At 70.9% G+C, this 22,525-nt stretch carries 16 protein-coding genes; 5 read left to right on the top strand and 11 right to left on the bottom strand.

Annotation, left to right across the window (positions count from 1 at the left end; all coding sequences use genetic code 11):
- Positions 1-64: 64 nt before the first annotated feature.
- The 5 genes from BIU97_RS01165 to BIU97_RS01145 form a co-directional block, all read right to left on the bottom strand.
- Positions 65-2,233 (bottom strand): ATP-dependent Clp protease ATP-binding subunit, encoded by a 2,169-nt coding sequence (locus BIU97_RS01165; protein WP_083420761.1) that lies wholly within the window; start codon positions 2,231-2,233, stop codon positions 65-67.
- Positions 2,234-2,286: 53 nt separating this feature from the next.
- Entirely contained in the window at positions 2,287-3,687 is a 1,401-nt protein-coding gene (locus BIU97_RS01160) for an MFS transporter (RefSeq protein WP_071296830.1), read from the bottom strand.
- A gap of 166 nt (positions 3,688-3,853) precedes the next feature.
- A complete protein-coding gene (gene tatA, locus BIU97_RS01155; RefSeq protein ID WP_071296829.1) occupies positions 3,854-4,132 on the bottom strand; it encodes a twin-arginine translocase TatA/TatE family subunit in 279 nt (92 codons plus the stop codon).
- 175 nt (positions 4,133-4,307) lie between these two features.
- On the bottom strand, positions 4,308-5,903 hold the full coding sequence (locus BIU97_RS01150) for a sugar transferase (protein WP_175472388.1): 1,596 nt from the start codon (positions 5,901-5,903) through the stop codon (positions 4,308-4,310).
- A 124-nt stretch (positions 5,904-6,027) separates the two neighbouring features.
- Positions 6,028-8,760, bottom strand: a complete 2,733-nt coding sequence (locus BIU97_RS01145) for a glycoside hydrolase family 2 protein (RefSeq protein ID WP_071296828.1) — start codon at positions 8,758-8,760, stop codon at positions 6,028-6,030.
- A gap of 237 nt (positions 8,761-8,997) precedes the next feature.
- On the opposite strand from BIU97_RS01145, the gene BIU97_RS01140 reads away from it, so the two are divergent.
- From BIU97_RS01140 to BIU97_RS01130, 3 genes are all read left to right on the top strand, one after another.
- A complete protein-coding gene (locus BIU97_RS01140; RefSeq protein WP_071253182.1) occupies positions 8,998-9,417 on the top strand; it encodes a pilus assembly protein CpaE in 420 nt (139 codons plus the stop codon).
- A 63-nt stretch (positions 9,418-9,480) separates the two neighbouring features.
- Positions 9,481-10,311 (top strand): aldo/keto reductase, encoded by an 831-nt coding sequence (locus tag BIU97_RS01135; protein WP_071252992.1) that lies wholly within the window; start codon positions 9,481-9,483, stop codon positions 10,309-10,311.
- Positions 10,312-10,402: 91 nt separating this feature from the next.
- Complete coding sequence (locus BIU97_RS01130; RefSeq protein WP_139195839.1) at positions 10,403-11,770, top strand: GntR family transcriptional regulator; 1,368 nt, start codon at positions 10,403-10,405, stop codon at positions 11,768-11,770.
- Between the two features lie 39 nt (positions 11,771-11,809).
- On the opposite strand, the gene BIU97_RS01125 is transcribed toward BIU97_RS01130, so the two are convergent.
- The 6 genes from BIU97_RS01125 to dnaK form a co-directional block, all read right to left on the bottom strand.
- Positions 11,810-13,825, bottom strand: a complete 2,016-nt coding sequence (locus tag BIU97_RS01125) for an Ig-like domain-containing protein (protein ID WP_071290550.1) — start codon at positions 13,823-13,825, stop codon at positions 11,810-11,812.
- 98 nt (positions 13,826-13,923) lie between these two features.
- On the bottom strand, positions 13,924-15,069 hold the full coding sequence (locus BIU97_RS01120; RefSeq protein WP_071252998.1) for a class I SAM-dependent methyltransferase: 1,146 nt from the start codon (positions 15,067-15,069) through the stop codon (positions 13,924-13,926).
- Between the two features lie 34 nt (positions 15,070-15,103).
- Positions 15,104-15,514, bottom strand: coding sequence for a heat shock protein transcriptional repressor HspR (locus tag BIU97_RS01115; RefSeq protein ID WP_071253183.1), 411 nt, complete (start codon positions 15,512-15,514; stop codon positions 15,104-15,106).
- Between the two features lie 126 nt (positions 15,515-15,640).
- Positions 15,641-16,654, bottom strand: a complete 1,014-nt coding sequence (locus BIU97_RS01110) for a DnaJ C-terminal domain-containing protein (RefSeq protein WP_071253000.1) — start codon at positions 16,652-16,654, stop codon at positions 15,641-15,643.
- A 23-nt stretch (positions 16,655-16,677) separates the two neighbouring features.
- Positions 16,678-17,319: a nucleotide exchange factor GrpE gene (locus tag BIU97_RS01105; RefSeq protein ID WP_254782819.1), complete on the bottom strand. Its 642-nt coding sequence runs from the start codon at positions 17,317-17,319 to the stop codon at positions 16,678-16,680.
- Positions 17,316-19,175, bottom strand: a complete 1,860-nt coding sequence (gene dnaK / locus BIU97_RS01100) for a molecular chaperone DnaK (RefSeq protein ID WP_071253002.1) — start codon at positions 19,173-19,175, stop codon at positions 17,316-17,318. The genes BIU97_RS01105 and dnaK overlap by 4 nt, the downstream gene beginning before the upstream one ends.
- A 254-nt stretch (positions 19,176-19,429) precedes the next feature.
- Between dnaK and BIU97_RS01095 the strand changes: the two genes are divergently transcribed.
- Together BIU97_RS01095 and BIU97_RS17860 are read left to right on the top strand one after the other, a co-directional pair.
- Positions 19,430-22,225: an Ig-like domain-containing protein gene (locus BIU97_RS01095; RefSeq protein WP_139195838.1), complete on the top strand. Its 2,796-nt coding sequence runs from the start codon at positions 19,430-19,432 to the stop codon at positions 22,223-22,225.
- 16 nt (positions 22,226-22,241) lie between these two features.
- The coding region (locus BIU97_RS17860; RefSeq protein ID WP_175472387.1) for an Ig-like domain-containing protein at positions 22,242-22,525 on the top strand (284 nt) is incomplete at its 3' end.

Here is a 22,525-nt window from a genome sequence, read left to right as displayed (position 1 = left end):
CCGGACACAGCGCCACGTCGTTCCGCGGTGTCGTGTCCGGAACCTGGTTCCGCGCGTCCGTCGGCTACTCCTCGACGATCTCCGCCAGCTCGAAGGGCTCGACCGTCAGCCCGTCGCCGTCCGCGGCGACGTCCACCCGCACGGTGTCGCCGTCACGGACGTCACCGGACAGGATCGCCCGCGCCAGCCTGTCGTCGATCTGCCGCTGCATGAGCCGGCGGAGCGGCCGCGCGCCGTAGAGCGGGTCGTACCCGCGCTCGGCGAGCCAGCTGCGTGCCTGCGGCGTCACGGCGAGTTCGAGCCGTCGGTCGGTCAGGCGTCGGGCCAGCCGGTCGACGTAGAGCGAGACGATCTGCCCGAGGTCCTCGGCCGACAGCGCCTGGAACACCACGATGTCGTCGAGCCGGTTGATGAACTCCGGGCGGAACGCCTGCTGCACGAGCTCGCGCACGGCCGTCTCGCGCTGCTCGTCGGTCAGCGTCAGGTCGGTCATGAACTGCGAGCCGAGGTTCGACGTCAGCACCAGGATGGTGTTCCGGAAGTCGACCGTCCGGCCCTGACCGTCGGTGAGCCGCCCGTCGTCGAGCACCTGGAGCAGCACGTCGAACACCTCGGGGTGCGCCTTCTCGATCTCGTCGAGCAGGATCACCGAGTACGGGCGGCGGCGGACCGCCTCGGTCAGCTGCCCACCGGCCTCGTACCCGACGTACCCGGGCGGGGCGCCGATGAGCCGCGCGACGGAGTGCTTCTCGCCGTACTCGCTCATGTCGATGCGGACGAGGGCCTTCTCGTCGTCGAACAGGAACTCGGCGAGCGCCTTCGCCAGCTCGGTCTTGCCGACACCGGTGGGCCCGAGGAACAGGAAGGACCCCGTCGGCCGGTCCGGGTCGGAGATGCCGGCGCGGGTGCGGCGGACGGCCTCGGACACGGTGGTCACCGCAGTGCGCTGCCCGATGATCCGCCGGCCGAGCTCGCTCTCCAGGTGCAGGAGCTTCTCGGTCTCGCCCTGCAGCAGTCGACCGAGCGGGATGCCCGTCCACTGCGCGATGACGGCGGCGATGTCCTCGTCGGTGACGCTGTCGTTCACCATGCGGTCGGTGCTGCCTGCCCGCTCCGCGGCGGCGAGCTCGGCCTCGATGCGGGGCTTCTCGCCGTACTCCAGGCGCGAGACGAGCTCGTAGTCGGCCTCGCGCTGCGCCCGCTGCGACCGCATGTTCAGGTCGTCGAGCTGCTGCTTCAGTTCACCGATGCGGTTCAGGCTCGCGCGCTCCGCCTGCCAGCGCTGCTCGAGTTCGCCGAGGCGTTGCTCGCGCGTGTGCAGCTCGTTCCGCAGGGTCTCGAGCCGCGCCTTCGAGGCGTCGTCCTTCTCCTGCTTCAGCGCGAACTCCTCGACGCGGAGCCGGTCGACGTTGCGCTTCAGCTCGTCGATCTCGACCGGGCTCGAGTCGATCTCCATGCGGAGCCGGCTCGCGGCCTCGTCGATGAGGTCGATGGCCTTGTCGGGCAGCTGCCGGCCGGAGATGTACCGGTTCGACAGGCTCGCCGCGGCGACGAGCGCGGAGTCGTTGATCGTGACCTTGTGGTGCGCCTCGTAGCGCTCCTTGAGCCCGCGCAGGATCGCCACGGCGTCCTCGACGCTCGGCTCACCCACGTAGACCTGCTGGAAGCGGCGCTCGAGTGCGGCGTCCTTCTCGATGTACTCGCGGTACTCGTCGAGGGTGGTCGCCCCGATGAGTCGGAGCTCCCCGCGGGCGAGCATCGGCTTGAGCATGTTCGAGGCCGCGACGGACCCCTCGCCCCCACCGGCACCCATCAAGGTGTGCAGCTCGTCGATGAAGGTGATGACCTGGCCGTCGGAGTCGTTGATCTCCTTGAGCACGGCCTTGAGCCGCTCCTCGAACTCACCGCGGTACTTGGCGCCGGCGATGAGGGCGGAGATGTCGAGGGAGACGAGCCGCTTGTCCTTGAGGGAGTCGGCGACGTCGCCGGCGACGATGCGCTGCGCGAGCCCCTCGACGACGGCGGTCTTGCCGACGCCGGGCTCGCCGATGAGCACGGGGTTGTTCTTCGTGCGGCGGGTCAGCACCTGGCTGACGCGTCGGATCTCGGAGTCGCGTCCGATCACCGGGTCGAGCTTGCCGCTGCGGGCGATCGCCGTGAGGTCGACGCCGTACTGCTCGAGGGCGGTCTTCTGTCGCTCTTGCGAGTCAGGAGCACCCTGGAGGTTCGCCATGCGTTCCGTCCTTTCGTTGCGGTGGTCTCGTACTTGAGTCTACTGCACTCAACTTAGGACCGTGCGGGTTCATTCCGGATCCCGACGGCGCTGACGAGCGCGCCGGCCAGCAGCAGCAGCGCCATCACCACCATGGCCCGGTGCAGCCCCTCGACGCCCACCTCGCCGCCGAGCACGACACCCGCCAGCGCCACCGTGACGAGCCCGGCGATCCGCGCGACGGCGTTGTTCACCGCGGAACCGGCGCCGGCCTCGGTCTGCGGGACCGAGCCGAGCACGGCGCTCGTGAGCGGGGTGACCATGAGCGCGATGCCCGCGCCGACGAGCACCAGCCCCGGGAGCACCGACCACCAGTACCCGGCCGGGTCCTCGCCCGTGAACAGGAGCAGGAGCGCCCCGACGGCGCCGACGGCGGGTCCAGCGGCCATGAACCACCGCGGCCCCCACCGGCCGGCCAGCGAGCCGACCGTCGTCGAGAGCAGCAGGAGCATCACCGTCGGCGGCAACGTCGCGAGGCCGGCGACCCAGGCAGGGAAGCCCCAGACCTCCTGCAGGAACAGTGTGACGACGAAGAACACCATGCCGAGCGCGCCGTAGATCGACAGCGTCGCGAGGTTGCCGACCGTGAAGTTCCGCGCCCGGAACAACGCGAGCGGCACCAGCGGCGCCCCGGACGTGCGCGTCACCCGGAGCTCCCACGGCACGAAGGCCACGAGCGCCGCGGCCCCGAGCACGAGCGCGGCGACCACGACCGGCGCGCCCCACCCGAGCCGCTCCTGCTCGATCAACCCGAGCACCACGCCGCCGACCCCCACCACGGCGAGCACCGCACCGACCACGTCGATCCGCGGGCGGGTGGCGGGGTGCACGTCGCCCGTGATGCGCAGCACGAGCACGATCGTCACCGCGATCGGCACCGCCGTCAGCACGAAGATCCACCGCCAGCCGATGCTGTCCACCACGAGCCCGCCGACGACCGGCCCGAGGATCGACGCCGCGCTCGACCACGCCGTCCACGTGCCGATCGCCCTCGCCTGGGCCGCCCCGCGGAACGCCGCCACGATGAGGGCGAGCGCACTCGGCGTGACGAGCGCACCCCCGACGCCCTGCAGCGCCCGGGCGACGATGAGCACCGCGCCGGACGGGGCCACCGCGCACAGCACCGACGCGACCCCGAACACCACCAGCCCCCACGTGATGATCCGCACCCGGCCGAACACGTCCGACAGCGACCCCGCGACCAGGATGAGCGACCCGAGTGTCACGAGGTAGGCGTCGACCGTCCACTGCTGCACGACCAGGCCGCCACCGAGCTCGGACCGGATGGCGGGCAGTGCCACGTTCACCACGCTCGAGTCGAGCCCCACCACGAACGAGGACAGGACCGCCACCACGAGCACGGTGCGTCGGTCGTCCCGGAGCGGCGCGACGGCGGCGTGCGGTGCGGAGGTCATGTGCTCATCCTCCGCCACCCCGGCCGATCAGGCGGCCGGTCGGACGGCTTCGCGGGCGAGAACGGTCGCCTCGAGGGCCCGGACCCGCCGTACGCGACCCCGGACACGCCGAAGCCCCCGCGACCGGAGGGTCACGGGGGCTGCCGACAGGACGGGGCTGGGTGTCCTAGATCTGGGAGGAGTTGCGCGACTCCGGGGTGGGCTGCACCGTCGGCGCCGGGTTCACGACCGGCTGGGCGACGGGAGCGGCGGGGTCGGCGACCGTGTTCTGGACGCCGGCATCGGTGCCCTTGGCCCGCTTGTCATCGGTCTCCATCTCCTTCTTGAAGATGTTGATCGACTGGCCGAGGCCCTTGGCGAGCGCCGGGAGCTTCGTCGCACCGAAGAGCAGGATGACGATCCCGAGGATGACCAGCAGGTGAATGCCGGTGAGACCTTGCCACATGTTGACTCCTTGGTTCTGGACCTGATCGCCGTCTCGCGCGTCATCGTCGACACGTGCAGCGGAAGTCCGTCGTCCTCCCATCGTAACGCGCGCTCCCCGGGATGCCCAGGCCGAGCCGGAACGGACACCGTTCGCACAGGGAAGTCGCACGGCCACGGCAGCCGCGGGCGACCGCTCAGTAGGCCCCGTGCGAGCGGAGCACCGACGGGATCGTCCGCGCGAGGATCACCAGGTCGTGCAGGAACGACCAGTTCTCGACGTAGTGCAGGTCGAGGCGGACGCCCTCGGCCCAGTCCAGATCGGACCGACCGCTCACCTGCCAGAGCCCGGTGATCCCCGGGGTGACGAGCAGGCGGCGGTCCGCGAAGTCCTCGTACAGGGCGACCTCGCGCGGGAGCGCCGGCCGCGGCCCGACCAGGCTCATCGAGCCGGTCAGCACGTTCCAGAGCTGGGGCAGCTCGTCGAGCGAGGTCCGCCTCAGGAAGGCACCGACGCGGGTCACCCGGGGGTCGTCCTTCATCTTGAAGAGCGGCCCGGCACCCTCGTTCTCGGACTGCAGCGCGGCCATCCGGGCCTCGGCGTCGACACACATCGTGCGGAACTTCAGGATCGAGAAGGCTGCCCCGCCCCGGCCGACGCGCACCTGGCGGAAGAAGACCGGCCCGCCGTCGTCGAGGCGCACGGCGAGGGCGACGACCCCGAGCAGGGGCGCCAGCAGGAGCAGTCCGACGCCGGCCCCGACGACGTCGAGCAGACGTTTGCCCGCCCGACGCCGGTAGTCCGGGGTCTCGATGTGCATGAGCGGCAGGCCGTCGACGGGGCGCTCGTGCACCCGTCCGGCCGCGATGTCGGCGAGGGGCGAGGACACGACGAGCTCGACGCCGTGCTCCTCGAGCTGCCAGCCCAGGCGGCGCAGACGGGCGTGCCCACCCCGCACCGCACCCGCCACGACGACCGCCGAGACGCCCTGCTCCTGCGCGAGCGGGAGCACGTCCTCGATCCCGCCGACGACCCGGGCTCGCGCGGCCCCGAGGTCGATCTCGGCGCCCGCGGCCTCGCAGTCGGTGACGACGGCCCGGACGCGGTAGCCGGCACTCGGCGTCGCGGCGATGCGGGAACCGACGTAGCGGACGTCCTCGGCGTCGCCGACGAGCAGGACGTCCTGCAGGCGCTCGCCCCGGGAACGGGAGCGCGCGAGCACGGTCCGGACGGCCTTCCGACCGAGCACCAGGAACGCGAGCCCGAGCGGGAACGCGATCGCGACGTAGCCACGGGCGAGGTCGAGCTGTGCCGCGTACGCCACCACCGCCACCCCGGCGACGGCCACCAGGCTCGCGGTGACGAGCCGGCGGTACTCGTCGCCGCCGATGCCCGCGATGCGCGGGTCACGGGTGCGGAACACCGACAGCAGGACCATCCAGACGACCACGATGGCCGGTGCGACGGCGAACTCGAGCCAGCCGGACCGGGGGCGGACCGCTGTGAGCTCCCAGGGGAACCGGGCGACGTGCGCCACCGCGAACGCGGCGAGCAGCAGCCCGAGGTCGAGCAGGGCGACGGCCGGCACGTACCCGTGGCGGGCGCCCGCGGGGGCGACCGGACGGTGCGCGTGCGGCGTCGTGTGCGCCCGCGTTCGCGGTCGAACCGGACGGGAGCGTTCGGTGCCCGTCAGATCGGTGTCGGCCGGGTCGGTACCGGTCAGGTCGCTGCCGATCGGGCCGGCGCCGGTCGGCGCGGACGCGACCGGGACGGCAGCGGTGGGTGGACGCATCGCGAGGGACATGGTGGGACCTCCTGTCGAGCGGACGACCGGGGAGGTCGACCGGACGCCGGGTCGGTCGGGTCACGACGGCGAGCGGCGCACCGTCCAATGTATCACCGTGTTGTTCTGAATATCACCGGACGGACAGCACCTGGTCGAGGCTCCACAGGACCGGGGCCGCACGGAGGGCCGGGACGTCGGCCTCGGAGACACCGGTCAACCGGAACACGACGCGCTCCCCCGGCAGCAGGGTCATGAACCCCCGGTCCACCGTCCCGGCACCGGCGACCCGGTCCGGCTGCACGAGCAGGTCGCGGACGAGCGAGTCGGCCTCGACGGTCAGGTCCAGGCCGCCGTCGACGGGGGTGAACGACGTCCGGTAGCGCGCCGGCTCCCACCGCAGGTCGGCGTCGGGTGCCGACGTCCACACCGCTCGGCGCCAGTCCATGTCCGCGACGACGAGCTCGTTCGCGGGGTCGTCGACCACCCCGACCGACTCGGGCAGCGCCACCACCGCGACGCCGGCCGACGACAGGCGGACCGGCAGCTCAACCTCGGCGAGGATCGCACCCGCCGTCGTGACCCGGCGCACCCGGACGACGCTGTCCAGCCCGCGCCGGGCGGAGCGCACGGCGATCTCGACGGGCGACGACCCGAACGCGCCGGGCGAGACACCGAGCGAGAGCGTGTCCGCCAGCTCGCCCGTCTCGTCGACCGGAGCCGACGGCGCCGGGTGGTCCGCGCCTCCTGTCCGGTCCTCGTCCGGGGTGACCGACGCCGGCGGCCGCGCTCCCGACGCCTCCGGCGACCCGGCGGTCGCGACGGACACGCGGGACACCGGACGGATCGTCAGCAGGACGTCGTCGTACAGCCGTCGCAGCTCGTGCGCGAGCGGCTTCAGCCGCCCCGCCGAGTCGATCGCCGACCACGAGGACACCGGCCACAGGTCGTTCAGCTGCCACACCACGACACCCGCGTTGCGGGGCCAGTGCGTGCGCCAGTGCTCGACGCCGGTCGCGATCGCCCGGGTCTGCTGCAGCTGGGTCAGGTAGTGCCAGGCGTCGAAGTGCGCCGGGTCGACCGCACCGAACCGCGGTGCGATGCCGCTGGCGAGCTTCGCCATGCCGCCCTCGGCCTTCTGGTGGTGCACGACGCCGGGTGAGTCGACGCGCATCGGCTCGTCGACCACGGCGTCGCGCAGGGTCCGCCAGGCCGGCGGCGCCTGCCAGCCGAACTCGGACACGAAGCGCGGCACCGACTCGCGGTACGCCGTGTCGGGCAGCCGGTTCCAGGCGTCCCACGAGTGGTGCGTCTCGTGGTCGACGTCGTTCGCGGGGAGCGACTCCGAGCCGGACCACGGCGATGCCACCGTGTAGAAGCGCGACGGGTCGACCGCGTCGACGATCGTCGGCAACAGGTCGAGGTAGTAGTCGAGGCCCCAGCCGCGCCCGTCGAGCGAGGACTCCCAGTCCCCGACGTCGTGCAGCCAGATGTTCTCGTTGTTGCCGTTCCACACCACGAGCGAGGGGTGCCGCGACAGCCGGGCGACGTTGTCCCGGGCCTCGGCGATGACCTCGCTGCGGATCGGCTCGACCTCGGGGTAGGCGGCGCACGCGAAGGGGAAGTCCTGCCAGACGAGCAGCCCGAGCTCGTCGCAGACCTCGTAGAACTCCCGGGACTCGTAGACCCCGCCGCCCCAGACACGCACCAGGTTCGTGCCGAGCGACGCCGCCGCCGTCAACCGGGCCTCGAGCCGCGACCGGTCGACGCGCGAGATGATCACGTCGTCCGGGATCCAGTTCACGCCCCGCACGTCGACGAGGGTCCCGTTGACGTGCACGGCGAACGGGCGGCCGATGCGGTCGACCTGGGTCTCGATGCGCGTCGACCGGAACCCGGTGCGGAACGTGTCGCGGTCGAGCACCTCGCCGTCGACGGTCTGCAGCTCGACGACGACGTCGTACAGCGACGGGGTGCCGTACCCGCGCGGCCACCAGCGCCGCGCATCGGGCACCCGCACCGTCACGACGGTCTCGTCGTCCTTCGCGGTGAGCTGGGCGCGGGAGCGCTGCCGGGTGGTGGTGCCCTCCTCGGTCTCGCCGCTGACCGTCACGACGAGCACGAGGTCGTCGTCCTCGCCGTCCTGGTCCAGGTCGGCGGTGCTCTCGCCGAACACGGACGGTCCGGACCGCTCGACCGTGATGTGCGTGTCGAGCACGCCCTCGCCGGCCTCGACGTCGACGAGCGGCCGCACCTCGCGCAGCCGGGCGGTGGACCACCGCTCGATCGCGACCGGCCGCCACGGACCGCTGGTCACCGCGGTGAGGCCCCAGTCCCAGCCGAAGTTCGACGCCGACTTGCGGACGTACGGGAACGGCTCGTCGTACGGGCCCGGCATGCTGCCGGCCTTCGCGGCGACCCGGCCGGCCTCGCGGTAGGGCGACTCGAACAGGATCTCGAGGTCCTTCGCGGTCGCGTCGCCCGACCCGCTCTGCACGCGGGCGTCGAACCGGTACCGGCGGTGCATGTTGCGGGTGGTGCCCACGACGACGCCGTCCAGGCTGAGCTCGGCCACCGTGTCGAGCCCGTCGCAGACCAGGTCGACGCGCTCGTACCCGCGCGGGTCGACGTCGACCGTGCGGCGGTACGCCCAGTCGGCGCGGCCCACCCACTTCGCGGGCTGCTCGTTCAGGTGGAACGTCGGGTCGGGCAGCAGCCCCTCGCGCTCCAGGTCGGTGTGCACCTGCCCCGGCACCGTCGCCGGGATGGTGCGGTCCGCGATGCCGGCCGGCGCGCCGGCGGGCACGGTGTCCCCCGCGATCGTCACGGTCCAGTCGTCGCGGAGTTCCTCGCGTTCGAGGGTCATGCGGGTCCTTCTCTGGGTGCACGGGATGTCCGTCCACCTCGGTCGGGACGCCGGCCGGCGGCCCGCCCCGCGGCCGTTCGGGCGGCCAGGAGGCGCGGCACCGGTTGCCCGGGCGTCGTCGCGTCGCGCGCGCGGGCGGGTTGCGCTCGCGCGGAGGGTGCTCGGCGATGCTAGTACGCCCGAGCCACCAGCGACCTCCGTGGTGACACGGTCGGTGTCGTGCGGCAGGGTGGGGAGGTGATCACCGTCGACCTCGCCCGAGCCCTCCGAGACGCCGGCCTGCGCTGGCACCCCGACACCGGGGACCGGTTCGTCATCGACAAGCCCGAGGCCGACGGCGACGTCTACACGGTGTCCGAGATGACCGTCGAGCGGCACGACTCCCCGACGGGCACCATCCTCGGCTTCAACGGCACGACCGAGTGGGCGCTCGACTCCGTCACCGCGGACGAGTCGCTCTGGCTCCCGCGCGAGGACCAACTGCGCGAGCTGCTCGGCCCGTCCTTCGTCGGGCTCACCCGGGTGCAGCTCGGCGACCGCGTCGTGCACACCGTGACCGCGACGATCGGCGGCGTCGACCGGAGCTTCGCGTCGGAGGACCCCGCGGTCGCGTACGGGCAGGCGCTGCAGGCGTACATCCGCGCGGCGCTCGACTGACCGACGCGCCGCACCTGGACGTTCCTGGAACAACCGCTGACCGCCGTTTGGTTGCATGACACCATGACCGTTCCGAACATCACCCTGAACGACGGCAAGACCATCCCGCAGCTCGGCTTCGGCGTCTTCCAGATCGACCCCTCCGAGACGAAGGCCGCGACCCTCGCCGCACTCGAGGTCGGCTACCGCCACATCGACACCGCCGAGATGTACGGCAACGAGAAGGAGGTCGGCGAGGCGATCGCCGAGTCCGGCATCGACCGCTCGGAGATCTTCGTCACCTCGAAGCTCAACAACGGCTTCCACGCGCCCGAGGCCGCGCTGGAGAACGGCAAGAAGTCGGCGGAGCTGCTCGGCGGCTACACCGACCTGTTCCTCATCCACTGGCCGCTGCCCACCGTCTCGGACTTCGTGCCGACCTGGAAGGCCCTCGAGGAGCTCTACCACGCCGGCACCTCCCGCTCGATCGGCGTGAGCAACTTCCAGGCGCACCACCTGCACCGCCTGCGCGCCGAGACCGACGTGCCGCCGGCCGTCAACCAGATCGAGGTGCACCCGTACCTGACGCAGGACGAGCTCCGTGCCGTGGACACCGAGCTCGGCATCGCGACCGAGGCCTGGTCGCCGATCGCGCAGGGCCTCGTGCTCGACGACGAGACCATCACGCGCATCGCCGGCGCCGTCGGCAAGTCCCCGGCGCAGGTCGTCCTCCGCTGGCACATCCAGCGCGGCGACATCGTCTTCCCGAAGTCGGTCACCCGCGCCCGCGTCGAGGAGAACTTCGCGATCTTCGACTTCGAGCTCTCCGACGAGGACATGACGGACATCACCGGCCTCGACAAGGGCCACCGCACCGGCCCGGACCCCGACACGTTCGACTACGTGCCGGCCTGATCGGTCCGGACCACCACGCACGGAGCCGCCCGGGACCCCCGGGCGGCTCCGCCCGTTCCGGGCGGATACGCTCACAACCAGAGGGGTGGAGATGACGGTGAGTCGTGCGCGCGACGACGGCTGGACACCGGAGTTCGGTGCCGCCTACCGCACCGTGCTCGGCGCGATCCGAGACGGCTCGCTCGAGCGCGACACCGACCACGACGAGCTCGCCCTGTCCGGACGGTTCGACGTCGACCCCGCCGTGTTGCACGGCGCACTCGAACGCCTGGCCGACATCGGACTCGTGGAGTTCGTCGCCGACGCGGCGGTCCGATTCGGCTCACTGTCCGTCCCTGCCTGGGTCGACAACGGCTGGCTCCTGGTCGGGTTGGTGGAAGGCGTGATGCGATCTGCGCTGCCGGTACTCACCGAGACGGACGTCGCGGCGCACACCGCCGTCGCCGAGGCTCTGCGTCGAGCCGCCGCCCTCCGCACGCCCGACCTGGACCCGGCCTTCTGGGCCTCCCTGCAGTTCTGGATCGAGCGCACCCCGAACCGGGTCCTCGCACGCCTGACGTCCCGGGCGATGGAGCGCGTGCGCTTCGGGTTGGAACCGTCGGTGCGCTTCGAAACGACCGACGTCGAAGCTTGGGTCGCGACGTCGCAACAAGCTGTCCGCTACCGCGTTCCTGCTTCGACCGAGCGCGCTGCGCACGTCCTCGCTCGGTTGTGGGACGCGCACCTGCGCGGGTCGGCCGGACGCTTCGACCGATTCCCCGACGCCCTCGTGGCCGAGACGTCATCGGCCGAGGACGCGCCGTTCTGGGCCACGTGGCGCCCGGACGACCTGTGGTGGGATCTGCTCGCCATGGTGCGCGACGGCACGCTCCGGCGCGAGCACACCTACCGCGCTCGAGAGATCGCCGCACGCCTGCGGCAGCCGGTGCGGACCCTCATGCCGCTGTTCCGGCGGCTCGAACTCATGGGCCTCGTGGACACGCGGGCGGACGACCCCGAGGGGATCCGTGTCACCCGGCCGGACGTGCAGCACTGGATCGACTCACTCCAACTCGCCTCGACGCTCGCCGAGATGTGCGCCCGGTGGGCGGTCCCGGTGCTCTCCGACCAGGGTCGAGCCGAGCTGCACGCGGTGACCGCCGCAGCCCGACGCCAGGCGCGGATCCGCGACTACGCGTACACGCTCACGATGGTCGACCTCTCGCGGGTACTCGGGGCGCACACCCCGAACCCGTGGATCGCGGGGAACCTCCGCCTGGCGATCAGTCGGCTGGCGTTCGTGTTCGACGAGGCGCCGCCGCTCCGGCAGTGGGACATCGACGACGTCTTCGCGTTGCTCGACCAGGCGATCGACGCCGGTGACGCGGCGCTCGCCACCGAGGCGATGCACGCGCAGAACGTGCTCTTCGACGCGCACATCGCCGACGTCGTCGAACGGTTCGGTCGCCGCACGAGCTGAGCCGCACGGCGCGCGTCCGCGCCGTGCGGCCCAGGCCGGTCAGACCTCCGTGCCGACGTCTCGCCGACGTCGACGGACGACCAGCAGCACGGCGCCGGACGCCGCGAGTCCGCCTCCGATGAGGGCAACGGCCACGACGCCATCGGACCCGGTCCAGGCCAGCCGGGACGTGCCGCTGCCGGCGGACCCACCGGCGCGTGGTCCACCGGACGCGGACGCGGCCCCCGGAGATCGACCTGGATCACCGGGTTCGCCGAGACCGACGCCCGGCGTCTCGGACGGTCCCGGCGTGGGTTCCTCCGTCGGACCCGGCGTCGGGTCGGGCGTCGGACCAGGCCCCGGCGTCGGGTCCGGGTCCGGGTCCGGGGTCGGTTCGACCTCCACGCGGATCGTCGCCGACGCCACCTGCCCGGCGTCCGAGGTGACCTCGTACCGGACCGGCTTCGCCACCCCGCTGAACCCGTCCTCCGGTGTGAAGGTGATGCGCCCCTGGTCGTCGGCCACGTAGGTGCCCTCGCCGGGGACCCGCAGCTGCTTGCCGTCCGCGGAGAGCTCGGCCCCGTCGATCCCGTCCGCGGTCAGCCGCAGCGACCCGAGGTCGGCGCCGCTGCCGTCGAGCGCGTCGTTCCCGACCACGTCCACGACCACCGGTTCGCCCTGCGCGCCGGACGCCGTGTCGTCGGACGCGACGGCCTCGGGCAGCAGGACGTCGAACCCGATCGTGTCGGTGTCGTTCGTCAGGTCGACGTCGCTCACCGAGCCGTCCCGCGCGACGGCGGACAGTCCCTCGTCGAAGCGGTCCGCCGTGAAGTCCGTGACGGTCTCCGCGGTGGTCGTGTAGGTACCGCTCCGGGTCGTCGCCGGCACGGTGCCGCGACCGACCAGGGTGATCTCGCCACCCGGCGGAGCCGTCCAGTCGGTCCCGACCGCACCGCTCCCCCGGTCGTCGCCGCACGTCGCGCCACCGCTGGCCTCGCACGTCCAGCTGACCTCGGTCAGCGGCAGGTCGTCCGTCAGCGCGACGGTCCGGGCGACGGCGTCCGGCGGGCCGCCGATCGTCGCCGGCCCGTCGTTGACCGAGCGCACGCGGAACGTCACGTCGCTCCCGGCCGCGACCGGTCCGTCGGTGTCCACAGACGCCGTCGTCACCACGTCCGTCGGCTGCGTGGCCCGCACGTTCCGGAGCTCGTGGAACTCCGACCGTCCGCCGGTCGAGGCGCTGAACCCGAAGCGCATCCGGTCCGGCAGCGCCGTCGCCGGCAGGTCGGTCGAGATGACGTGCCGCAGCTCGGCCGGCTCCGAGCCGACCGCCGTGGCGTCGGACATCGAGACGATCGCGGTGATGCCCCCGGCGTCCCGCGGCACGACGTCGACCTGCACGTGGCGGTAGGTCGCCGTGGCGGCGTCGGCTCCGCGGTCCTCGAGGAACCCGAGTCCTCGGTCACCGGTCGTCGCGAGCACCGGGTAGCACTGGGCCTCTGCACCCCGGACCGTCACGGCGTTCGGGACGGACTCCGGCACCGCGAAGTTGCCGAAGCGGTCGAACCCGACCCCGACGACCCCGCCGTCGAGCCCGGCCGAGCACGCGGCACGACCGTCGTAGTACCCGAGCCCGCCGCCGACCGGGCCGATCGACTCGAGCGGCACCGCGGCGTCCTGCAGGAAGAACCCGATGCCGTCGGCGTACCCGGTGTCGGTCGGGCTGTACATCCGCTGGTCGAACTCGACCGTCAGACCGTGGCTCGAGTCGTACGGCACCTCGTTGTACACGGCCGAGCGGGAGTACTTCGCGTTGTCGGTCATCCGCAGCCACTTGCCCGCGGCGCCGTGGTCGACGACGGCGGCCTGGGCGTCGTCCGTCGCGATGCGGGTCCAGCCCGCGGGCATCGCGGTGCCGACCGGCAGGTCGGCGAAGGGGTCGCGGATCGGGAACGGCTCGACGGCGTGCGCCGGGCCGGGCTCGGCCACGACACCCACCCCGGCGACGAGCGCGCCGAGGGCGAGCGCCGGCACGAGGGCGACGGCCCTCGCGGTGCGGCGTGGTGATCGGTTCATGGGAGTCCTCTCTGACGTGCGAGAGACGACTGTGCAGGACCGTTCACCGACCCACAAGTATTATCTGCGTGATATGCCGGATCCGGTATCGGGGTCGATCACGTGGAGCTCGCGACCGACGCCGTGACCGTGAACTTCGGCGTCCGGACGACCTGCCTCGTCGGCCCGACGAGCCGCTCGAGCACCGGCCGGTAGCGCAGGTGCGAGTTCCACACGCACCACAGTTCGCCGCCGGTCTGGAGGATCGTGGCCGCGTTCCGGAACATCGCTGCGGCCGCGTCGGTGGTCACCGTGGTGTCCGCGTGGAACGGCGGGTTGCAGAGCACGAGCTGCGCCGAGCCCGCTGCGATCTCGTCGCCGGCGTCGGTCCGTACCACCGTCACCCGGTCCGCGACGCCGTTCGCCTCGGCGGTCGCCCGCGTCGAGTCCACCGCGATCCGCGAGACGTCGGTCGCGACGACCCGCACCGTCGGTCGACGACGCGCGACTGCCGCGGCGATCACCCCGTTGCCGCTCCCGAGGTCGACGACGGTGCGAGCTGTGGGCACCGCGTCGTCGAGCACGTCGAGCAGCACCCGGGTGCCCTGGTCGAGCGAGGTCCCCGCGAACACCCCGCCGTGCGCGACGAGCGTCATGCCGAGGTCGTCCACGTGCACGGACCGCGGCCAGGGGTCGGTGACCGCGGCGCGGTTCGCCTGCGCGCGCAGCGGGTCCTGCGCGATGAGCAGCCGCGACTTCCCGCGCCCGCGCGACGCCGTGACCTCGCCGAACGACCGCCGCAGCACGTCGTTCTGCGACACGTGCATGTACTTCACGTTGCCGCCGCAGAGCAGCACGACGTCGGGAGCCGCGAACCGTGCGACGGCCCGCGCGATCTCGTCGAGCCGGTCGTGCGACTTCGACAACCGGAGCACCACGAGCCGGACGTCGCGGAAGGCGTCCTCGAGCGTCGCCGGGTGGTGGAACCCGCGCAGCCCGAACGTGCCGGCGTTGGCCTCGAGCGCACGCTCCCCCACCAGGGAGTCCTGCACGACCCGGATGTCCGACGCCCCGTACTGCGTGATGAGCCCGAGCGTCAGGACGCCGTGACGGTCGTCGACGACCGCGACCTCGCCGGGCTGCCGGAGCGCATCGCCGTGCACGTGCGGCGCCTCGTCGATGAGGAACCGGTCGGTGCCGTCGATCGCGATGAGGTCCGGCGCGGAGTCGTCGCGGCGGCGGAAGAGGTCGGCGAAGTCTGGCACCGCGTCAGCGTACCGACGACGGCGCTGCTGTCGGTCAGCGCGGCCCGCGGTACAGGACGATCTGCGTGTTCCGCTGCGGCCGGGACCCCGCCTTGAGCGAGATCGCGGCACCGGTCGCCGTGGCCGCGAACACCCGCGCGCCCGGTCGGTTGATGAGGTGGTCGGCCAGCGCGGACTCGAGCTCACGCACCCGGTCGCGCAGTGCCCGGTTCTCGTTCTCCAGGTCGAGCACGCGCCGGATCCCCTCCAGCGACACCCCCTCGGAGCCGAGCCGCGCGATCTCACGCAGCTGCACGACGTCGCGCATGGAGTAGCGGCGCGAACCGCCGCGGGTCCGCCCCGGCACGACCAAGCCGAGCCGGTCGTACTGCCGCAGCGTCTGCGGGTGCATCTCGGCAAGCTCCGCCGCGACCGCGATCGCGAAGACGGGCGAGTTCTCGTCCATGTCGGTCACGGCGCGTTCCCTTCCGTCGTCCGCGTGGTGTGGGGACCGGCCTGGAGGCTCGGGGCGGCTTCCTGACGGAGCCGCTCCGTGCCTCCAGGCCGGGTCTTCTGCTGTGGTCGCGTGACGCTAGTCGCGCGCCTTGGCGAGGAGGTCCTCGCGGGGGTTCTCGTCGGGCAGGGCGGCCGCGAGCGCCTCGACGGCCTCGCGCTGCTTGTCCGACAGGTGGGAGGGCACCGCGACCTGGACGGTCGCGAGCAGGTCGCCCGTGCCGTTCTTCGTCGTGACGCCGCGGCCCTTGACGCGCAGGACGCGACCCGACGGCGTGCCGGGAGCGACCTTGAGCTTCACGGGTGATCCGCCGAGCGTCGGGACCTCGATCGTCGCGCCGAGCGCCGCCTCGGTGAACGTCACGGGGACGTCCACCCGCAGGTTGAGCCCGTCACGCTCGAAGACCGGGTGCTTGCGCACCGAGACCTGGACCACGAGGTCACCGGGTTCGCCGCCGTCGGGCGAGGGTTCCCCGCGACCACGCAACCGGATCTTCTGCCCGTCCGCGACCCCCGCGGGGATCCGGACGTTCACGGGCCGACCGTTGCCCTGCGACAGCTTGACGGTGTCGCCGGCGATCGCGGTCGCGAAGTCGAGCGTCGTCGACGCCGTGACGTCGCGGCCCTTCGTCGGTCCGCCGAAGCCACGGAACCCGCCGCTCGGCTGACCGAAGCCACCGCCACCGCCACCGCCGAACATGCCACCGAGGATGTCCTCGAAGCCGCTCCCGCCGCCCGCGCCGCCCTGGCCGAAGCGGACACGCTGTCCGCCACCGCCCTGCTGCCCGAACATGCCGCCGAAGACGTCCTCGAAGCCCCCACCCTGGCCCGGGCCACCCGCGGTGAAGCGGGCACCCGAACCCATGGCACGGACCTGGTCGTACTCGGCGCGCTGCTCCTTGTCGGAGAGCACCGAGTAGGCCTCGCTGATCTCCTTGAAGCGGTTCTCGGCAGCTGCGTCACCGGGGTTGGAGTCCGGGTGGAACTGCCGGGCGAGCTTCCGGTAGGTCTTCTTCAGCTCGGCCTCCGACGCGTCCTTCGACACGCCGAGGACCTTGTAGAAGTCCTTGTCGAACCAGTCCTGACTGGCCACTGGTACCTACCTTCCGTTCCGGCTCAGGCCGGGACCGCCACCGCGACCTTGGCCGCACGGAGCACGCGCTCACCGAGCTTGTAGCCCGGCTCGACGACGTCCGCCACGGTCTGGCCGGTGGCACCCGGGGTCGGGAGCTGGACGATCGCCTCGTGGATGTTCGGGTCGAACGCCTCGCCCTTCTCGCCGATCTGCACGAGCTTGAACTTGTCGAAGCCCCCGCGGATCTTCTGCCCGATGACCTGCATCGGCCCCTCGGTGAGGTCGCCGTGGGCCTCGGCCCGGGTGAGGTCGTCGAGCGCCGGGAGCAGCGCCCGCACGACCTCCGCGATCGCGACCTCGCGGTTTGCCTCACGGTCACGCTCGACGCGCTTCCGGAAGTTCACCAACTCGGCCTGCGCGCGGAGCATGTCCGCACGCATCTCGGCGACCAGGTCGCGGTCCTCGGTGCTCAGCTTGTCCTCGGCGATGCCGCGGGCGGCGTCGGCGAGCAGTGCTTCGTCCTCGGGGCTCAGGTCGGTCGGCACCTCGACGTCGGGACCCTCGGCCTCGATGAGGTCCTCCGGCTCCGCGGCGTTCGTGGCGTCGCCCTCGACCTGCGGCTCGTCGTTGTTCTCGACGCCGTCCTTCGGGTCCTGGGTGGGATCGGTGTTGGGGTCCGTCACTTCTTGTCGTCCTCGTCGTCCACGACCTCGGCGTCGACGATGTCCTCGTCGTCCTGCGCGGTCTGGTCACCGGCGGGCTGCTCGCCACCGGCCGCGGCACCCGCGTCCTGCTGCGAGTAGATCGCCTGGCCGAGCTTGCCCTGCGACTCGTTGAGCTTGTCGAAGGCGGTCTTCACGGCGTCGTCGTCCTCGCCGGCGAGGGCCGACTTCAGCGCGTCGACGTCGGCCTGGACCTCGGACTTGACGTCCGCGGGGAGCTTCTCGTCGTTCTCCTTGATGAGCTTCTCGATCGAGTAGACGAGCTGCTCGGCCTGGTTGCGACGCTCGTTGGCCTCGCGACGGGCCTTGTCCTCGGCGGCGTGCTCCTCGGCCTCGCGGACCATGCGCTCGATGTCCTCCTTCGGCAGCGACGAGCCGCCGGAGATGACCATCGACTGCTCCTTGCCGGTGCCCTTGTCCTTCGCGGACACGTGCACGATGCCGTTGGCGTCGATGTCGAACGTGACCTCGACCTGCGGCACGCCACGGGGAGCCGGCGCGATGCCGGTGAGCTCGAAGGTGCCGAGCGGCTTGTTGTCGCGGGTGAACTCGCGCTCGCCCTGGAAGACCTGGATCGCGACCGACGGCTGGTTGTCGTCAGCGGTCGTGAAGGTCTCGCTCCGCTTGGTCGGGATCGCGGTGTTGCGGTCGATGAGCTTCGTCATCAGGCCGCCCTTGGTCTCGATGCCGAGCGACAGCGGCGTGACGTCGATGAGCAGGACGTCCTTGCGCTCGCCCTTCAGCACGCCGGCCTGCAGCGCGGCGCCGACGGCGACGACCTCGTCCGGGTTGACGCCTTGGTTCGGCGACTTGCCGCCGGTCAGCGACTTGACGACCTCGGCCACGGCGGGCATGCGGGTCGAGCCACCGACGAGCACGACGTGCGCGATGTCGTTGACCGAGACACCGGCTTCCTTGATGACGTCGTTGAACGGCTTCTTCGTGCGGTCGAGCAGGTCGGAGGTCATCTGCTCGAACTGGGCGCGCGAGATGGTCTCGTCGAGGTTCAGCGGGCCGTCGGCGGTGAGCGTCAGGTACGGGAGCTGGATGTTCGCCGACATCTGCGACGAGAGCTCCTTCTTGGCCTGCTCTGCCGCTTCCTTCAGGCGCTGCTTGGCGATCTTGTCCGTGGACAGGTCGACGCCGTGCTCGTCCTTGAACTTCTTGATCAGGTGGTCGACGATGCGCTGGTCCCAGTCATCGCCGCCGAGGCGGTTGTCGCCGGAGGTCGCACGGACCTGGATCGTCGAGAAGTCGTCGTCCTTGCCCACCTCGAGCAGGGAGACGTCGAAGGTGCCGCCACCGAGGTCGAAGACCAGGATGAGCTCGTCTTCCTTGCCCTTGTCGAGGCCGTAGGCCAGCGCGGCCGCGGTCGGCTCGTTGATGATGCGCAGGACGTTGAGGCCGGCGATCTCACCGGCGTCCTTCGTGGCCTGGCGCTCGGCGTCGTTGAAGTACGCCGGGACGGTGATGACCGCGTCGGTGACGTCTTCACCGAGGTACTGCTCGGCGTCGCGCTTGAGCTTGCCGAGGGTACGGGCCGAGATCTCCTGCGGCGTGTACTTCTTGCCGTCGATCTCGACGGTCCAGTCAGTACCGATGTGGCGCTTGACCGACGCGATGGTGCGGTCGACGTTGGTCACGGCCTGGCGCTTCGCGGTCTCGCCGACCAGCACCTCGCCGTCCTTCGTGAACGCGACGATCGACGGGGTGGTCCGGAGGCCCTCGGCGTTGGCGATGACGGTGGGCTCGCCGCCCTCGAGAACGCTGACGACCGAGTTGGTGGTTCCGAGGTCGATGCCTACTGCACGTCCCATGTGTGGTGCTCCTTCTTGCTCGAGGTAAGTCGTTGGACTTGCGTCCGATGGACTCAACTCTACTCGGGACCACGGCGACGTCAACCCAGGAGGGTCGAAGTTGCGTCGATCCCACTCAACTCCCAGCGACAGGCAGTGCGTGAACCTATGTATCTCACGTGATATTCTGAATACACATGCTGCGACGTTCGTTGTCGCCCGCGTGCTTCCCTCCCGCACAGCCGCCGTCGCGCGGCTTGTCCTGAAAGATGCACATGTCTCACAAGAAGAGGGCCTCGACGGCCTTCAAGTCCATGGGCGCGGCCGGGCTGGCCGCCGCCACGATCGTGTCAGGGTTGTCGTTCGGCTTGCCCGCCGCCAGCGCCGCTGCCGATCCAATTTCGACGAGTTCGATGACCTCTCCGCTCGTATTCAAGGTCGGCAGCTCGTATCGCGCTTACACGATCCAGCCGGAACAATGGGGCGAAAGTCGATTCAAGGTCACCAACCACAGCAGCTACAGCTCGGCCTCGGCTGCGGCGACGCCCGTCAGCATGCCTGACCCCGGTCAGCGTGGCGTCATCAGCGTCGAGGGGAAGTGTCTCGGTGCGCACGGCTTCGGGTCCTTCACCCTGGTAAGTGCGGAGGCCCGCTACTGCAGTGGAGACAGTCAGAGCAACTGGCGCGTATCGACAAGCGGCTCGCTCTACCTGGACTTCGGCGATTGGAAGGGCTATGCGGGCGCGCAGCAGTCCTATGAAGGCGCCGTTTTTGGAAGCATCAGCGGCACGAGCTACGACCTGGGTGGACCGCGTTTTGATACGTCGCCGCTGGTCGCGAGCCTCACGAAGACGAACAACATCGCGCGAACCGCGGTGATCGGCGGGACGGCGACACCGAACGGGACGGTGACGATCGGCTCGAAGACCGTGAACGTGTCGAATGGCGGCACGTGGTCGATGACGGTGGATGGGCTCTCGGTTGGGACCCAGACGTTGACGGCGAAGCAGCGGTTCAACAACGCTGACGTCGACGAAAAGCCCGTGACGGTGACGATCGTGGAGGGTGGCACCGTTGTCGGTGTCAACCAGGGTCCGGTTGAGTTGACGCGTGGTGCAAGCACGGAGGTGCCGTTCCTGGTGCAGAACAACGAGACCCGCACGAACATGAAGGGCTCGGTCACGTTGACTGCGCCGGCGGGCACGACGTTCGCGGACGGACAGGCGACGGTCGCTGCCAGCTATCGTTCCGGCACGAGCGGTGACTTCCGTCCCTACACCCGGCTGGACCTGAAGAACGGTGTCCGTTCCGACGGGAACACGAAGATCACCTTCGACCTGGACACCGCTGGCGGCAATATGGTCGCCGGCGAGCAGTACCAGTACATGCTCAACGTCACGACTCCGGCTGATGCCGCTGCGGGCTCCGGGCAGATGGGCTTCACCTACGCCGGTGACAGCTCGAAGGGTGACTACCGTGCCGAGGGGAAGACGACCACCAATCTCGAGGTAGCGCAGCGTGAGCTGACGGCTGCAGTCGACTCGATCGACCACGCCGCCGGCAGCGCGGTCCTCAAGGGCACGGCGACGCCGGGTGCGACGATCGTCATCGGTGAGCAGAGCGCGACCGCGAACGAGGACGGCGACTGGAGCCTCGAGGTCACCGGCCTGGAGTCGGGCCCGAACAGCCTGCTCGTGGAGCAGAAGATCGGCAACGACACGGTTGACTCGAAGCCGGTCACGGTCACGATCAACGACGCCGCGATCATCGGGCAGGACGGCCCCGCCGCCACGCTCGAGCGTGGTGAGCGCACCAAGGTGCAGGCACAGTTTGAGACCAAGGGCGACGTCTCGCGTCCGGACGCACAGGTGACCTTTACAGCACCCGAGGGCACCACGTTCGCCGAGGGGCAGAACACCATCGAGGGCTCCTACAAGAAGCCCGGTGAGGACTGGGCGAACCGTTCCGCGACGCTCACCGGTGGGGAGCAGTCGATGGACGGCAAGACCTACACCTACACGTTCAAGCCGACCAGCAGCACGTGGACGCTCCCGGATGCGTCGCTACTGCGCTGGGACATTGATGTGGTGACCCCGGTGGATGCTGCCGAGGGCACGTCCTCGATGACCACGAAGCTCGAGGGCACCGCTGTGCAGGGGTCCTTCAACGCCTCCAGCAGCACGCGGACCACGATCGAGTCGGCGGAAGCGCCCGCTCCGGCGCCGCTGGTGGTCACCACGCCGGCGAACGACTCCGTCGTCGATGTGAAGCGCCCCATGTTCTCCGGCACCGGCGACGAGGGAGCGACGATCGAGGTGCGCGGCAAGTCCGGCCGCCTCGTCGCCACGACCACCGTGCAGGACGGCGCATGGAGTGTCCCGGCGTCGTTCGACCTGAACGACAACGCGTACGCCCTGGACGTGTTCCAGAAGCCGCTGCAGGGCAAGGAGTCGCAGACCGAGGTCCGCTTCACGATCGCGACGAACCCGCTCACGACGCAGCTGACCGCCGACGGTCGGTTCCTGGCCGATGTCACCAAGCTGGCTGAGATCTTCGGCAACGCCACCACCGGCGCGACCGTGACCGTGAAGGACAGCCTCGGCAATCCCGTCGGCGAGGCGGAGGCTGTGGACGGCAAGTACGTCATCCCGGTGCCGCCGTCGCTCGCCCACTTCGGTGTCAACGAGTTCACCGTCACCCAGACCAAGAACGATGTCACCTCCGACGAGGAAGACGTGTCCCTGGATTACGGCACGCCCGCACCGATCCAGATCGCCAGCCCCCAGAACGGTGACACCGTCGCCAAGGAGGGTCTGACCTTCACCGGCACCGGCGACGACGGCGCCCGGATCGATGTCCGCGGCAACGTCCGCGCGATCGCGACCGGCACCGTCACCGACGGCACCTGGACCGCACCCGTGACCCTGGACCTGCAGAACGATGTCTACGACCTCCGCGCGATCCAGACCACCAAGGGTGGCCTCACCACGCAGCAGCCCATCACGATCACCATCACCGACCGCACCGATCGCGGACCTGACGGCGACGGCGGCGTTCAACGCCACGGATGAGAACCTGCCGGCACTGGTGTCGGGCACGGCCGAGCCGGGCGCGACGGTCACCGTCCGCGACAGCAAGGGCGAGGTCATCGACACCGCCATCGCCACGGGCGGTCGTTACACGATCACGATCCCGCCGTCGAAGGCGCACTTCGGTGTCAACGAGTTCACCGTCACCCAGACCGTTGACGGGAAGGTCTCCGACCCGCTGACCCGGACCCTGGACTACGGCACCCCCGCAGCCCCGGCGATCCTCACCCCGGACAACGGCGCGACCGTCACGAACGGGTCGATCCGCTTCACCGGCACCGG

This window comes from Curtobacterium sp. MCBA15_009 (genome assembly GCF_001864895.1).
Lineage (GTDB): Bacteria > Actinomycetota > Actinomycetes > Actinomycetales > Microbacteriaceae > Curtobacterium.
The sequence above is the reverse complement of the archived record's forward strand: the minus strand, read 5'-3'. Positions and strand labels throughout refer to the sequence as shown.